14 protein-coding genes are annotated in these 13,775 nt (G+C 68.6%); 8 read left to right on the plus strand and 6 right to left on the minus strand.

The features are described 5' to 3' along the window. Positions 1 to 55: 55 nt before the first annotated feature. From IEZ09_RS08155 to IEZ09_RS08170, 4 genes are read right to left on the minus strand one after another with little or no spacing between them, the layout of a single operon-like run. Positions 56 to 259: a hypothetical protein gene (locus IEZ09_RS08155; protein ID WP_189252998.1), complete on the minus strand. Its 204-nt coding sequence runs from the start codon at positions 257 to 259 to the stop codon at positions 56 to 58. Between the two features lie 27 nt (positions 260 to 286). Further along, the gene (locus IEZ09_RS08160; protein ID WP_189252999.1) at positions 287 to 427 is read right to left on the minus strand and encodes a hypothetical protein; all 141 of its coding nucleotides are present in this window, start codon (positions 425 to 427) and stop codon (positions 287 to 289) included. Positions 428 to 436: 9 nt separating this feature from the next. Continuing rightward, positions 437 to 2,041 (minus strand): hypothetical protein, encoded by a 1,605-nt coding sequence (locus IEZ09_RS08165; protein WP_189253000.1) that lies wholly within the window; start codon positions 2,039 to 2,041, stop codon positions 437 to 439. Further along, positions 2,041 to 3,852 (minus strand): hypothetical protein, encoded by a 1,812-nt coding sequence (locus IEZ09_RS08170; RefSeq protein ID WP_189253001.1) that lies wholly within the window; start codon positions 3,850 to 3,852, stop codon positions 2,041 to 2,043. The genes IEZ09_RS08165 and IEZ09_RS08170 overlap by 1 nt, the downstream gene beginning before the upstream one ends. A gap of 355 nt (positions 3,853 to 4,207) precedes the next feature. Between IEZ09_RS08170 and IEZ09_RS08175 the strand changes: the two genes are divergently transcribed. The 3 genes from IEZ09_RS08175 to IEZ09_RS08185 all read left to right on the plus strand — a co-directional run bounded on the left by IEZ09_RS08175 (position 4,208) and on the right by IEZ09_RS08185 (position 6,718). After that, positions 4,208 to 4,687 carry a phosphatase PAP2 family protein gene (locus tag IEZ09_RS08175; protein ID WP_229812347.1) on the plus strand — a complete coding sequence of 160 codons (480 nt, stop codon included), beginning with the start codon at positions 4,208 to 4,210 and terminating at the stop codon, positions 4,685 to 4,687. A 331-nt stretch (positions 4,688 to 5,018) separates the two neighbouring features. Then, on the plus strand, positions 5,019 to 6,074 hold the full coding sequence (locus tag IEZ09_RS08180) for a sensor histidine kinase (protein ID WP_189253002.1): 1,056 nt from the start codon (positions 5,019 to 5,021) through the stop codon (positions 6,072 to 6,074). Then, positions 6,071 to 6,718 carry a response regulator gene (locus IEZ09_RS08185; RefSeq protein ID WP_189253003.1) on the plus strand — a complete coding sequence of 216 codons (648 nt, stop codon included), beginning with the start codon at positions 6,071 to 6,073 and terminating at the stop codon, positions 6,716 to 6,718. The genes IEZ09_RS08180 and IEZ09_RS08185 overlap by 4 nt, the downstream gene beginning before the upstream one ends. A gap of 27 nt (positions 6,719 to 6,745) precedes the next feature. Here the strand turns inward: IEZ09_RS08185 and IEZ09_RS08190 are convergent, their stop codons facing one another. Together IEZ09_RS08190 and IEZ09_RS08195 are read right to left on the minus strand one after the other, a co-directional pair. Continuing rightward, positions 6,746 to 8,326, minus strand: a complete 1,581-nt coding sequence (locus IEZ09_RS08190) for a monocarboxylic acid transporter (protein WP_189253004.1) — start codon at positions 8,324 to 8,326, stop codon at positions 6,746 to 6,748. 3 nt (positions 8,327 to 8,329) lie between these two features. Continuing rightward, complete coding sequence (locus IEZ09_RS08195; protein ID WP_189253005.1) at positions 8,330 to 8,746, minus strand: DUF485 domain-containing protein; 417 nt, start codon at positions 8,744 to 8,746, stop codon at positions 8,330 to 8,332. A gap of 253 nt (positions 8,747 to 8,999) precedes the next feature. On the opposite strand from IEZ09_RS08195, the gene IEZ09_RS08200 reads away from it, so the two are divergent. The 5 genes from IEZ09_RS08200 to IEZ09_RS08215 are packed head-to-tail and all read left to right on the plus strand — an operon-like array spanning position 9,000 to position 13,774. Then, positions 9,000 to 10,634, plus strand: a complete 1,635-nt coding sequence (locus tag IEZ09_RS08200; protein WP_370467661.1) for an OFA family MFS transporter — start codon at positions 9,000 to 9,002, stop codon at positions 10,632 to 10,634. Beyond that, the gene (locus tag IEZ09_RS48225) at positions 10,631 to 10,738 is read left to right on the plus strand and encodes an MFS transporter small subunit (RefSeq protein WP_419503918.1); all 108 of its coding nucleotides are present in this window, start codon (positions 10,631 to 10,633) and stop codon (positions 10,736 to 10,738) included. The genes IEZ09_RS08200 and IEZ09_RS48225 overlap by 4 nt, the downstream gene beginning before the upstream one ends. Then, positions 10,738 to 12,870, plus strand: coding sequence for a sensor histidine kinase (locus tag IEZ09_RS08205; RefSeq protein ID WP_189253006.1), 2,133 nt, complete (start codon positions 10,738 to 10,740; stop codon positions 12,868 to 12,870). Before IEZ09_RS48225 ends, IEZ09_RS08205 begins: the two co-directional genes overlap by 1 nt. Continuing rightward, on the plus strand, positions 12,867 to 13,265 hold the full coding sequence (locus IEZ09_RS08210) for a roadblock/LC7 domain-containing protein (RefSeq protein ID WP_189253007.1): 399 nt from the start codon (positions 12,867 to 12,869) through the stop codon (positions 13,263 to 13,265). Before IEZ09_RS08205 ends, IEZ09_RS08210 begins: the two co-directional genes overlap by 4 nt. Continuing rightward, complete coding sequence (locus IEZ09_RS08215; RefSeq protein WP_189253008.1) at positions 13,262 to 13,774, plus strand: DUF742 domain-containing protein; 513 nt, start codon at positions 13,262 to 13,264, stop codon at positions 13,772 to 13,774. Before IEZ09_RS08210 ends, IEZ09_RS08215 begins: the two co-directional genes overlap by 4 nt. The last annotated feature ends 1 nt before the right edge of the window (position 13,775 follow it).

The following is a 13,775-nucleotide window of genomic DNA, read 5'->3' on the forward strand; positions in this document are numbered from 1 at the left end:
CCCATCACTCGATCACTGATCGCCTACGACCACTGATCAGCTAGGACTTACTCGTCTAGTTGGGGATGATGTAGTTCGGGGCCTTGACGACCGACTCGATCAAGCCGAAGACCGGGATGCCGAGCGGTGCGGTCGTCCACTTGTCGGTGAGGTCGCCGGTGTCCGGCTTGTCCACCACGGCAGGGTCGGCGAGTGCGGGCGAGGCGGCACCGGCCAGCACGGCGCCGCTCAGCAGGGCCGCTGCGATGATCTTTTTCATGCGAACTTCCTTTCGTTGCAACAGAAATCAGCCGCCGACGAACTTGAGCAGTTCGAAGATCGGCGCCAGTGCGGCGGGCACGCCGACGGTCGGGTCGAGGATCGGGCCGAGATCGACGCCGGGCAGGACCCAGATCGGGGTGTTCTCGGTGAGGAACTGGGTGACCATGTCTCTCCTTCACGACAGCACCGGGCTGACCGGTACGACGGTGGCTTTCGGGACCCATTGCCCCGCAAGCTCTTCCTGCATGGGCATGCCGGGGCCGTGCGCCTCGCCGGGCCCCATCGGCATCGCGGTCACCTGCGCGACCGCGTAGATCTGGACCTGCGAACCCGCGGGCCGATCGCCGAGCCACGACCGGAAGCCGGCGGGCGTCGGGTTGGCGCCGCCGAACCGGTTGCCGACCTCGACGGCGTACCCGATCGGCAGTTGCTCGCGCGGGTCGAACCGCAGCGGCACGGCCAAAGTGGTCACCGACGTCGCGATCGGGGTCGTCAGCAGCCACGGCGCCACGTACAGCCCGTGCGGGTAGACCGGGCGTTCGGCCTGTTCGGCGCCCGCCCTGGACAACGCGCTGAAAGCGCTGGACCAGCCGGAAAGCACGACCAGCGCGTCACCGGAGTCCGAGACCGGCAGGCCCGAACGCACCAGAGCGGCCGCCTGGACACCGCGAGGCGAGGAGTCGGACACCAGCCGGACGCTCGCGACGCCCTTGTTCTTCAGGAACGCCACCAGTTTCGCCAGCGAATCGGCGTCCTCAGTGGACAGCGCATCCGCCGGGCACGACGTGAGCGCCTCCCGCTTCCCGCCCAGCAACCCGCCGAGCGCTGCCGAAGCGCATTCGACGTCCGGTGCCGGGCCGGGCGCGGTGCCGGTGTCGAACCGCACCGTCGAGCTGCCCGAACCCGACCGGACGGTGAGCGAACCACGTCCGGCGGGGAGGTCGACCTCGGCCCACGTGCCGTCCGCACCCGCGACGGGCACCGCCGGCACCTCGGACGAGCCGACTCCGACCGTCAACGCCCCTGCCGAGGCGGGGAAGTGCACGAGGTTGCGCCCCGGCCGGTGAGGACTGATCAGCACCGGCACCTTCCCGGCGGAGGCGAGCACGGGAACGCCGGGAACGGGCAGCTCCTGCGGCGGGGGAAGCGCGGCCAGCCCGCTCCAGGCGAGCAGCCCGGCCGCGACCGCGAGAGTTCCGGCCCGGCGAATCCCCAGCGCTGCCAACGGAAGCAGCACCACGACCACGAGCCCGGCACCGAGCAGCGTCGTGAACACCCTGCGGTCGAACGCGATGCCGGACGACACCAGCCGCACGAGCCCTGCCAGCGCCAGCACCACGCCCAACGACAGCGCGTGCTGCCGGAAGCGTTCGCTCGACGACAACGCCACCCACGCGACCGCACCGGCGACGTAGACGGTGTTGGCCACCAGCAGCAGTCCGGAGTCCCCCACGGAGGTCTCGATCACCAGCAGCAACGTCAACGCCGCCGCCACCCACCGCACCACGGGCCTGCCCAGCAGCACCGGCACGAGGACGACGAGCACTCCGTGTGCCAGACCGCCCAGCACGTGCGCGTCGAAGACCAGCACCGACACGGATACGAGCCCGACGGCGAGCGCCGCGAGTGCGAAGTTCGCGGCCCTCACCCGGTGCGGCACCACGACCACGAGGCCGGAGCCCGCGACCAGGGCCGAGACGAGCAGCAGTGCCAGCCGCACCACGACGACCCAGATCGAGACGTCGCCGCCGGCGTCGAAACCTCCGTGGGGGTGCTCCATCACTTCACGTCCGCGTCCGAGATCACGAACAGCTCCGAGTGCGGCTTCGCGTTGCCGAACGGGCCGTGCGGCCAGTCCTTGCGGTTGAAGTTGATGCCCACCTGACCGGAGAACTCGTCCTTGAACGACGTGTCCACGCTCAGCCGGCCGTCAGGACCGACGTTCACGATGTTGACCTTGTGGTCGCCGTCGAGACCGGTGCGCGCGACGAAGTAGTTCGACACGGCGAGCCGGCGAGGCGACGATACCTCGTGGTAGAAGCCGTCATCGCCCAGCGAGAAGTTGTCGTACGCGCCCCAGTGCGGACCCGCGGCGGGCGTGCCGGGGTTGATCGGCACGGCACCCGCGAGCGTCGGGCAGTCGGACTCGGCGCCGCCGTTCTGCGCCTCGGCCAGGGTGTCGATGCGGCACTGGAACGACGTGCCCGCCGCGAGCAGCTTCTCGATGTTCAGCACGTACACGCCACCGGTGGTGCCGGGGTCGTTGGGGCCGAGCGCGCCCTTGCCCCGTCCGGAGATCGCGCGGTAGAGGTACTTGTCGTCCGGCGACGTCTGGATCCAGCCACCATTCGAACCGCCACCGTTCGAATCGTTGCCCGCGAAGATCGCCTTGCCGGCCGCGCCGTCGTCGAACACCTCGTACCAGTGCGGTTCCGCGGCGGTGATGTCCGGCGTGTAGTGCACCGCACCGCCCTGCATGGTCTGGGCGAACGCGCCCTTGTGACCGGGCAGGTTCGTCACGGTCGTCTCCATGACCGCGCGGCTCTCCTGGTGCAGCGGGTCGGCGGGATCGGACCGTGGACCGTTCTGCAGGTAGCTCACGGCCTTCAGGCGGGGGTTGTTCCGGTCGGAGATGTCCCACGTGCGGACCGTCGGGCGGCGCAGGTAGGGCGAGGGCGCCTTGACCGGGTCGAGGATGATGTTGCGCGGCTCGGCGTAGTCCGAGGTCACCAGGATGTTCAGGTCCTCGCGGGCCTGGATGCCGTGCGGGTTCGCGCACGACGGCGCGCCCAGCCGCGGCAGGTTCAGGCACAGCTTCTCGTCGTCACCCTGCGGTGTCGCCGCGGACGTCTGCGACAGCACCCTGCCGTCGCGGTCGAACCGCAGCAACGCGCCGGGCGAGCCCGCGAAACCGTTGCCCACCACGGTTTGCCCGTTGGCGTAGGTGTACGGGCCGGGCACCACGGGGCCGCCCATGTAGGTGCCGTAGGCCGTGCCGTCCTTCAACGTCCAGTAGGCGTCCGGCACCGAGCCGCCGAGCGTGTTCGTCGGCAGGCTGATTCCCTTGAGCTTCAACGAGGGCAGCGCGCTCACGTCGAACGCGTAGGTGGCCGCCGCGAACAGCGCGCCCGCGTAGACCGTGTCTCCCTTGTGCCACACGTACTGCATGTGGTGCGGCTCGTTCTCGACCAGCGGGCCCACGGTCGCGGTGTTCACGACCTTGCCGTAGCTGGGCGAGCCCTCGGTCGCGTCGATCACCGCCAGGAAGTCGGGCCCCGGCAACGCGTTGGTGACCTTCCCGAGCCCGCCGGTCAGCGAGCCCGGCAGGTTCTTCAGGTCCTTGACGAGCGTGTCCGCGATGTTCTCGTCTCCAGCCCAGACGAGAAGCCACTTCTTGCGGCCGGCGCTCAGCGTTTGCGCTTCCCGGGTGAGGTGGTTCTTCACCCAGTACTGCTTTCCGTCCGAGGCCGTTTTGCTGTCGACGATCGTCTGCACGTCGGCATAGGCGGGGGAGTTGTCCCCGCTCGCCGTCACCACGCCGGCCGCGAGCACCGCCACCGCGGCTCCGGCCAGAGTTTTTCGCCATCGCATTGCAGTTCTCTCCTTTTTCGGGCACGTCGAATTCACCCGATCGGGTGCGCGCGGCAACCGGCCGGGACAGTTCAAAAGGGAATGGTGCTCAGAGGGAGCGACAGAGTGCGCTGGCCTGCTGGCGCAGGTCAACGTGCAGGCGTCCGACGAGGACGACACCGTTGCGCATACCGCGAAGGATCTCCATTCGTGGCGGATGTGTCAATTCGTCGCCAAAGAATGGGACACCACTTGAATACGTCGGTCACCGCATTGTTCTGTGCATTGTCGCAGCGACATACCTTGTCGAAAGTAAGGGTTGCTCGGTTCCGATCGGCAGAGGTGCGCGAGCCGCGTTCTTCGTAGCTTCGACTGGGTGACTTGGCTGGTGATCGGCACCGACGCGGTGCTGGGTGTGTTCGTGCTGATGTTCGCGTGGCTGGCGCTGAAGCTCCGGCTGCGTGCATTCCTCGCAGGCGCCGGAGTGGTGGTGGCGTACGCGGTGAGCGAGGTGATCAAGCTCGTGGTGCAGGAAGAAAGGCCCTGCCGCACAACGCCTTCGCTCGCCGAGTGCCCGCCGCACGGGGACTGGTCGTTCCCCAGCAACCACTCGGTGATCGCCGGGGCGTCCGCGATGGCGATCTGGGCGATGCACAGGACGCTCGGCTGGGTCGCCGCGATCTGCGCGGTCGCGGCGGCGTCGTCACGGGTGATCGTCGGTGTCCACTATGTACACGACGTGCTGGCCGGATTGTTGCTGGGCGCGCTGGTGTCCTGGGGCATCGCGGTGCTGCTGAAGAAGAAGCGGGCAAGTCGTGACGACGCGCCGACGGTGGTCCTGCAACGGCTGGGATGATGGACTCCGTGTGGGAGGCCGTGTTCTACCTCGCCCTGTTCGTCGTGGCGTTCGCCCTCGTCCGCAAGCGTCCCGCGGTCGCTCTCGGAATCGCGTTGGGCGCGTGGCTCGTCTGCTACCTCGTCACCGTCGAGTTCGACGCGCGGGTGGTCGCGCTCGCACCCGCCCTGGCGCTGGTGAGCTTCCTCTCCGGACGGCACGCGAAGGACCCGAGGGCCACGGCGATCGCGCTCGCCGTGGCGGAGCTCGCCGGTGTCGTGGCCGCGCTGACCGAGCGGGGCGGTCGGACACGGCGCTCGCCGTCACGTCCGGCGTCGGTGTGCTCGGCGTCGTGCCGTGGGCCTTCGGGCGGTTCCGGCGCCGGTACGCGGAACTGCAGGAGGTCGGCTGGGAGCACGCGGCGCTGCTGGAGCGGGACGCCGACAACGCCCGCAACTCCGAACGGGCCAGGCTCGCCGGTGAGATGCACGACCTCGTGGGCCACGAGCTCGCCAGGGCCGCGCTGCTCGTGGGCGCGCTGGAACTGGAGCCGGCCCTCACCGCGCAACAGCGCGAGGCGGCCAAGACCGCCCGTGCCAGCGTCACCGCGGCGGCGGAACGGCTCGCCGACGTCATGCAGGTGCTCAGGGCCGACACGGACGAACCGGTGGCGACGATCGAGGAAGTCGTTGCCAGGAGCGGACTCGACGCCGAGCTCACCAACGGGCGCAGGACGGCGATCGACGGGATCATCGCGCGGACCGTGCACCGGGTGGCCGCCGAGGCGCTGACCAACGTGATCAAGCACGCTCCCGGCGCGAAGGTCACCGTCACCCTCACCGCGAACCTCGAACTGCGGATCACCAACGGGCCTGCGCCGAAGACCACCGCGGTGGGAAGCGGCAAGGGCCTGGTCGGTCTGGCCGAACGCGTCGCGCTCGTCGGCGGCTGGTTCGAAGCCGGGCCGACCGACGACGGCGGATTCGAGGTGAGGGCAAAGCTGCCGGAAAGGCCACTCCCGAGGACCACACCCACACACGTGCGCCGGCAGAGCACCGAGGAGGAGATCCGCCGCAGCGCCAGGAACACGGTGCTGATCACGTCCGTGGTGTGCGCGGTGATCGCGATCGGCGTGCCGGGCTACATGGTGTTCGACGCGGTGACGTCGGTGCTCACACCGCAGCAGTTCGCGCAGGCGAAGCTCGGGGCCGACGACGACGATCTGGACCTTCCGCTGCGCACCCGCGTCGACAACCCGCTCGGGGTCACCGCGCCGCCCGGCACCGAGTGCCGCTACTACAGCACGCACGCCAACCCGTTCGACAGCCACCGGCACGATCTGCACCAGCTGTGCTTCCGGGATGATCGGCTCGTGTCCAAGGAGTGGCTCGTCAGGAGAAGCGGTTGATCAGGGTGGTGCTCGCGGACGACGAGCCGGTGGTCAGGTTCGGCGTGAAGGCGGTGCTCGCGACCGGTGGGGACATCGAGGTCGTCGCCGAGGCCGAGAACGGGAGCGAGGCGCTCGACCTGGTCGCGCGGCACCGGCCCGACGTCGCCGTGCTCGACATCCGCATGCCCGGCGTCGACGGGCTGGACGCGGCCGCGCTGATCCGCGAGCGGCACCCGGACACGCGGACGCTGGTGCTGACCACGTTCGCGGACGACACCTACATCAGCAGGGCGCTGGGGGAGGGCGCTGCCGGGTTCGTGCTCAAGACCGGCGACCCGCAGGAGATCATCTCCGGCGTCCGCGCCGTCGCGACCGGCGCCGCCTACCTGTCTCCCCTGGTGGCGAAGCGGGTCGTCGACCAGCTCGCGAAAGCCCGGCCGCTTCCGAGCGCGACGGAACGGATCAAGGTGCTCACGGCGCGGGAACGCGAGGTGCTCGGCCTGGTCGGCGCCGGCCTGTCCAACGCCGAGATCGCCGGCCGGATCCACGTCGTCGAGGGCACCGTGAAGGTGTACGTGAGCACCATCCTCCGGCAGCTCGGCGTCAGAAACCGCGTGCAGGCCGCGATCATCGCGCACGAGTCGGGGATCATCCCCGGCTGATCAGGCCCCGCGGATCAGGCCCGCGGATCAGGACTTCGTGCCGAGCCCGGCGATCGCCCGCACTTCCATCTCCGCCGCCTTGGCCGCGTTCTCCGGCTCCTGCTTCGAGAAGACGGTCCCGAGGAACCCGCACAGGAACGAGAACGGGATCGACACGAGGCCGGGGTTGCCCAGCGGGAACCACGCGAAGTCGATGTCCGGGAAGATCGACGTCTTCGCGCCGGACATCACCGGCGAGAAGATGATCAGCGTCAGGCACGACCCGAGGCCGCCGTAGATGCTCCACAGCGTGCCGGTCGTGTTGAAGCGCCGCCAGAAGATCGTGTAGAGGATCGTCGACAGGTTCGCGGACGCGGCCAGCGCGAGGGCGAGCGACACGAGGAACGCCACGTTCTGGCCGTTCGCCGCGATACCGCCGATGATCGACAGGATGCCGACGACCACGGCGGTCAGGCGGGCGACGCGGATCTCCTTGCGGGGCTCGGCGTTTCCGCGCTTGATCACGTTCGCGTACACGTCGTGCGCGAACGAGGCCGACGCCGCCAGGGTCAGACCCGCGACGACCGCGAGGATCGTGGCGAACGCGACCGCGGACACGACACCGAGCAGCACCGCGCCACCGATGCGGAACGCCAGCAGCGGCGCGGCCGAGTTCTCGCCACCCGGTGCGGCGGCGATCGTCTCCGTGCCCACCAGCGCCATCGCGCCGAAGCCGATCACCAGCGTGCACAGGTAGAAGATGACCATCGTCCACGTCGCCCACACGACCGAACGACGGGCCTCGGACGCGTTCGGCACGGTGTAGAAGCGCATCAGCACGTGCGGCAGCGACGCGATGCCCAGCACCAGCGACAGCGCCAGCGAGACGAAGTCCAGTTTGGACATCGCGCTGAACCCGTACTTCGCCCCGGGGTCGAGGACGGCCTCACCGAGCTTGTTGTTCTCGGTGGCCTGCTGCATGATCGCCGACAGGCTGAAGCCGAACTTGCCGAGCAGGAAGACGCTCATCAGCGTCACGCAGAGCAGCAGCAGGACGGCCTTGATGATCTGCACCCACGTGGTGCCCTTCATGCCGCCGACGAGCACGTAGAGCACCATGACCATGCCGACGACCGCGATCAGCAGCGCCTGGCCCCACTTCGAGGACACGTTGAGCAGCAACGCGATCAGGCCGCCGGCGCCGGCCATCTGGGCGATCATGTAGAAGAACGAGATCACCAGGGTCGCGTTCGCCGCGGCCGCGCGGACCGGGCGCTGCCTCATCCGGAACGCCAGCACGTCGCCGACGGTGAAGCGGCCGGTGTTGCGCAGGCCCTCCGCGATCAGCAGCAGGCCGACGAGCCACGCGACGACCCAGCCGACGGAGTAGAGGAAGCCGTCGTAGCCGTGCGCCGCGATGCCGCCGGAGATGCCGAGGAACGACGCGGCGGACAGGAAGTCGCCCGAGAGCGCCACGCCGTTCTGGGCGCCGGTGAACGAGCTGCCCGCGGCGTAGTAGTCCGACGCCGTGACGTTGCGGCTGCTGGCGCGGTAGACGATGTAGAGGGTGATCAGGACGAAGACGGCGAAGACGCTGAGGTTCAGCACCGGGTTGCCGGTGGTGGGCATGCCTTACTCCTCGACGCCTGTCTTCTCGGCGAGCAATTGGCGCTGCGGGTCCAGCCGTCGCTTCGCGTAACGGGAGTAGCCGAGCGTGATCAGGATCGACACGACGAACTGCCCGAGACCCAACAGGATCCCGAGGTTGATGACACCGATCACCTTGGTGCTGACCAAGTCTTTCGCATACGCGGACAGCAGCACGAAGGTCAAGTAGGACGAGAGGAACAACACGGTCATCGGGAAGATGAACGTCGTGAGCCGCCGGCGGAGGGTGCGGAATTCGTCGGTCTGCTGAATCAGCACGAAGTTCGGTTTGCCGTTCGAATCGACGTACGACAAAGCAGCGGGGTCCTCGAACGATGCGAAGCCCCGCAATTCCTGGTGCTCGTGCTGCGTTTCTCCAGGCGACCACATCGCCTTGGTCATGTACTCCCGCCCCTCTGCGTGCGCGCCACACTGTAGCGCTCTCACGTGTGCAGTCAACGTGGTCCCGTACCGGGAAACGGGCAAAACCGGACACTGCATTCGTCTCAAATGGTCGGACCCGAGGGTAGCTCGGTTGTGTTGCGCCGAAGTTGCGTCGGATGCAACACCGGTTGACGGGTCCAGACCGTTGTCGCACGTGTACGCCTGGCCTAGGATCATCCGGTCCGCGTTTTTGGTGACGGTTGGGGATAAAGTGGGGTTCTTAGCGCGCGAACGCACAGTCGCGCCTCCCGGATGGAACCGCTGGCTCGTTCCGCCCGCAGCACTGGCGATTCATCTCTCCATTGGTCAGGCCTACGCCTGGAGCGTCTTCAAGACGCCTCTGGAGAAATCTCTGGGCATCACGGGAACGCAGTCGGCTCTGCCCTTCCAGCTCGGCATCGTGATGCTCGGGCTCTCGGCCGCGGTGCTCGGCACGACCGTGGAGCGCAAGGGGCCGAGGTGGGCGATGTTCACCTCGCTGGTCTGCTTCTGCTCCGGTCTGCTGATCTCGGCGGTCGGCGTGTGGGCCGGCATGTACTGGGTCGTCGTGCTCGGCTACGGCCTGGTCGGCGGCATCGGCCTCGGTATCGGCTACATCTCGCCGGTCTCGACGCTCATCAAGTGGTTCCCCGACCGGCCCGGCATGGCGACCGGTATCGCGATCATGGGCTTCGGCGGCGGAGCGTTGATCGCGTCACCGTGGTCGACCTCGATGCTCACGGCGTTCGGGAACACCTCGACATCGGGCATCGGCAAGGCGTTCCTCATCCACGGCATCGTCTACGCGATCTTCATGAGCGTCGGAGTGCTGCTGGTCCGCCTGCCCTCCGAGGAGTTCACCAAGGAGAAGGCGGAGCTCCTCAAGGACAGGCCCAAGGCTTCCGTCGCCTTCAACGTCTCCGCGAACAACGCGATCAAGACGCCGCAGTTCTGGCTGCTCTGGGTCGTGCTGTGCTTCAACGTCACCGCGGGCATCGGCATCCTGGAGAAGGCCGCGCCGATGCTGGTCGACTTCTTCAAGGAGTCCTCGACGCCGGTCGCCGCGACCGCAGCCACCGGTTTCGTCGCACTGCTCAGCGCCGCGAACATGGCAGGCCGGTTCGTCTGGTCGTCCACTTCGGACATCGTGGGACGCAAGAACATCTACCGCCTCTACCTCGGCGTCGGCGCGCTGCTCTACCTGGTGCTGCTGACGCTCGGCCCGACCAGCACCCCGCTGTTCGTGGTCGCGGCGATGGTGATCCTGTCGTTCTACGGCGGCGGTTTCGCCACGATCCCGGCCTACCTGCGCGACCTGTTCGGCACCTACCAGGTCGGCGCGATCCACGGTCGCCTGCTGACCGCGTGGTCGGTGGCGGGCGTGCTCGGGCCGCTGATCGTCAACGCCATCGCGGACGCCGGCAAGAAGGCCGGACATGTCGGTCCTGACTTGTACGCGACGTCGTTCTACATCATGATCTCGCTGCTGGTCGTCGGTTTCGTCGCGAACGAGTTGGTCCGCCCGGTCAACCCGAAGTTCCACGAACCGAAGGTCGCGGACGAGGCCGTCGTGGTCGCCGAGCCCGAGGCCGAGGCCGAGGAGACGGTCACGGAGAAGGTCGCGGACAAGGCCGAGGACGACAACGCGGAGAAGGTCACCGCGGTGGTCGCCGAGGTCGAGGTCGCCGAGGAGATCGCCGCCGAGGCTGCCGAGTCCGAGGCCGCCGCCGAGGCCGCCGAGATCGCGGCCGCGGAGGAGAACACCGCCGAAGCCACGGTCGCGAAGTGGAACGAGGCCGAGGCGGCCGACGTCGCAGAGACGGCCGACGAGAACGCCGACGAGGCGGAAGGCGTGGTGCAGAAGTGAACTCGCAGCGCTTGTTGCTGATCGGTGCGTGGTTGTGGGTGGGCATCCCGCTCGCCTACGGCCTGTACCGGCTCTTCCTGAACGCGGCCAAGCTCTTCGTCTGATGTTCAACGCGCTCGTCAACTGGCGCAACTGGCGCCTGCCGGTGAAGCTCGCCGCGGTGTTGATCGTTCCGGTCTTCATCGCGGTGGGCGCCGGCGTGCTGCAGATCCACTCCCACATGCAGCGCGCCGAGACGTACGCGGCGCTCCAGCGGCTGGTGAAGGTCCGCGCCGCGCTGATCCCCGTGATCGAGGGTGTGCAGGCGGAACGGCGGATCATCGCGGAGGGTTCCGGCCCGCAGGTGCTCTCCGAGCAGGTGAAGCGCACCGACGAGGCACGCACCGCGTTGCGCGGCCAGATCGGCAAGACCTCGCTGAGCGAGGTCGTGACGGCGCGCATGGACGACGTCCACGCCAAGATCGGTGGTCTGCCCGCGTTGCGCGAGCGGACCACCGACGTGCCGGGCGTGATCAAGGAGTACACCGCCCTCGCCGAGTCGATGCTCGACATGGACGAGGTGATCGCCGGCGAGTTCGGCGACGCCGCGCTCTCCCGCACGGCGATGGGGCTGCACCACGCGCTGCACGTGCAGGAGGAGGTCCTGTACCAGCAGGCGGTCGTGCTGTCCGGGCTCACCCGCGGCCAGCTCACCACCGCCGAGGTGCGCACGCTGGTCGAGTCGAACGTCAAGCTGGGCTACATCGCAGGCCAGTTCGCCGCGCTCGCGACGCCGGAGCAGCTGAACACGTACTGGACCACCAAGTTCAACGGTCCGGACATCGAGGCGCACCGCAAGATGCTGGCCACCGCGGTGCTGCACCCGACCTCGGACGCGCCGGCCACCGGCAACGGCACCAGCAGCAAGCCCAAGCCGTTGCCGATCGCCGCCTCGGACTGGCGCAAGGCCTCCGGCGCGGTCTCGACGTCGCTGGACGGCGTGGTCACGGGCCTGCAGAACGACCTGCGCGACACCGCGAACCGCCTGCGCGACGAGACCAGCGACGCGGCGGGCACCGCGTCCGCAGTCCTGTTCGCCAGCCTCATCCTGGCCGGCACCATCGGGTTCGTCGTCGGCCGTTACCTGCTGCGTTCGCTCAACGCGTTGCGCCGCTCCGCGCTCGAAGTGGCGTGGCACAAGCTTCCCGAGATGGTGGCGACCGGACGCGGCAGCACCGAGATCGAGCCGGTGCCGGTGGACACGACCGAGGAGTTCGGCCAGGTGGCGCGCGCGTTCGACGCGGTGCACCAGCAGGCCGTGAAGTCGGTCATCGAACAGGCCGCCATGCGCGCGAACATGCGCAACATCTTCGTGAACCTCTCGCGGCGCAGTCAGAGCCTCGTCGAACGCCAGCTCAGGCTCATGGAGGAGCTGGAGAAGTACGAGGAGGACCCGGACCAGCTCGCGAACCTCTTCAAGCTCGACCACCTCGCCACCCGCATGCGCCGCAACAACGAGAACCTGATGGTGCTCTCCGGCGGCGACGTGGCACGGCGGTACACCCGGCCGATCCCGCTGACCGACGTGCTGCGCGCGGCGGCCGCGGAGATCGAGCAGTACCAGCGGGTGATGGTGCACACGGCGCCGAACGCCGAAGTGGTCGGGTACGTGGCGAGCGACCTCGTCCGCCTGCTGGCCGAACTTCTTGACAACGCGACGGCTTTCTCGCCGCCGCACACCCAGGTCTCGATCAGCGCGTCGATCGAGGCCGGTGACATCGTGCAGATCGACGTGGTCGACCACGGCATCGGCATCGACCAGGAGGCGCTGGCGGTCGTGAACCACCGCCTCGAGGCCGCCGGCGAGGGCGCGGACGTCCAGGTGTTCCGCGAAATGGGACTTTTCGTCGTGGGCAGGCTGGCCGCACGCCACCAGATCGTGGTACGTCTCGATGCCCAACAGGGCAAGGGGACTCGCGCGATCGTGTTGGTTCCGGCAGAACTGGCCCCACGACGGGAGGAGTCCTGGGAGTCTTTCCGGGGGGAAGCGATCGAGCAGCTGCCGGTTCGACCGGCGATGCCCGGCCAGACGCCGAATCCGGCGTCGGGTTCGGCGTCGTGGTTCGAGTCACCGGTCGCCGCCGCGCCGCCTCCCCCCGCACCAGCACGCCAGTCGCCTGAGTCGGCACGGGGCTTCCTCGACGCCTTCCAGCGCGGTGTGCAGCGAGGCCTTCCCGACCGGCAGGAGAGTCGATGAGCACGCAGGTGGACCAGTTCGGATGGCTGGTCACCAACTTCGCCGAGCGCACCCCCGGCATCGAGCACGCCGTGGTGATCTCGGCCGACGGACTGGTGTTGGTCTCGTCGTCGAAGTTGCCTCCCCAGGTGGCGCCCCAGTTCGCGGCGATCGTCGCCGGCGTGGTGTCGCTCGCGGAGTCGGCGTCCCAGTGCTTCGCCGGTGAAGCGGTCGTGCGCACGGTGGTGCAGATGGACAGGGGCGTGATGCTGCTGTCGTCGATCAGCGACGGCTCCGTCCTCGCGGTCCTGGCGTCGTCCTCGTCCGACGTCGCGCAGGTCGCCTACGAGATGACCGTGGTCGTGCGGCAGGTTGGTCAGCTGCTCACGCCGGAACTGCGGGCCGAGCTGGCATGAGCAGAGAGTCGGAGGAGCAGGTCAGCTTCGGCGACCTGGTCAGCGGTTTCAGCTTCGACAGCGCGAGGATCCGCAAGCGCGGCAAGAAGAAGGCCACGCGCGCGGAGCCCATGCCGGAACCGGACCCGTACGCGACGATGCCGTTCGACGTGCCGCCGCTGCCGTCCATCGAGTCGTCGGCGTCGATCGTGCGCGCCTACGCCTGGACCGGCGGCCGCACCACGTCCGACGTGCACCTCGAGATCGAGACCCTGGTCTCGGTGAACGAGTTCTCCGCGACGGCGATCCGCCCGGAGCACCAGGACGTGCTGGCGTTGTGCCACTCGCCGCGGTCGGTGGCGGAGATCGCCGCGTTGCGCGGGCTGCCGCTGGGCGTCACCAAGGTGCTGCTCGGCGACATGGCCTCGCACGGTCTGATCGACGTGCACCGCACCGCGTCGTCGTACGGCGGCGACCGTCCGGACGGAGCGCTGCTGGAACGCGTGCTGGCCGGGCTTCGTCGTCTCTAGC

The sequence above is a fragment of the Lentzea flava genome (assembly GCF_014648475.1).
Classification (GTDB): Bacteria; Actinomycetota; Actinomycetes; order Mycobacteriales; family Pseudonocardiaceae; genus Lentzea; species Lentzea flava.

Bases quoted from the DNA above. Each gene is read 5' to 3' on its own strand.
- IEZ09_RS08155 (WP_189252998.1), bottom strand. From the start codon at position 259: ATGAAAAAGATCATCGCAGCGGCCCTGCTGAGCGGCGCCGTGCTGGCC.
- IEZ09_RS08160 (WP_189252999.1), bottom strand. From the start codon at position 427: ATGGTCACCCAGTTCCTCACCGAGAACACCCCGATCTGGGTCCTGCCC.
- IEZ09_RS08165 (WP_189253000.1), bottom strand. From the start codon at position 2,041: ATGGAGCACCCCCACGGAGGTTTCGACGCCGGCGGCGACGTCTCGATC.
- IEZ09_RS08170 (WP_189253001.1), bottom strand. From the start codon at position 3,852: ATGCGATGGCGAAAAACTCTGGCCGGAGCCGCGGTGGCGGTGCTCGCG.
- IEZ09_RS08190 (WP_189253004.1), bottom strand. From the start codon at position 8,326: ATGCCCACCACCGGCAACCCGGTGCTGAACCTCAGCGTCTTCGCCGTC.
- IEZ09_RS08195 (WP_189253005.1), bottom strand. From the start codon at position 8,746: ATGACCAAGGCGATGTGGTCGCCTGGAGAAACGCAGCACGAGCACCAG.
- IEZ09_RS08205 (WP_189253006.1), top strand. From the start codon at position 10,738: ATGTTCAACGCGCTCGTCAACTGGCGCAACTGGCGCCTGCCGGTGAAG.
- IEZ09_RS08210 (WP_189253007.1), top strand. From the start codon at position 12,867: ATGAGCACGCAGGTGGACCAGTTCGGATGGCTGGTCACCAACTTCGCC.
- IEZ09_RS08215 (WP_189253008.1), top strand. From the start codon at position 13,262: ATGAGCAGAGAGTCGGAGGAGCAGGTCAGCTTCGGCGACCTGGTCAGC.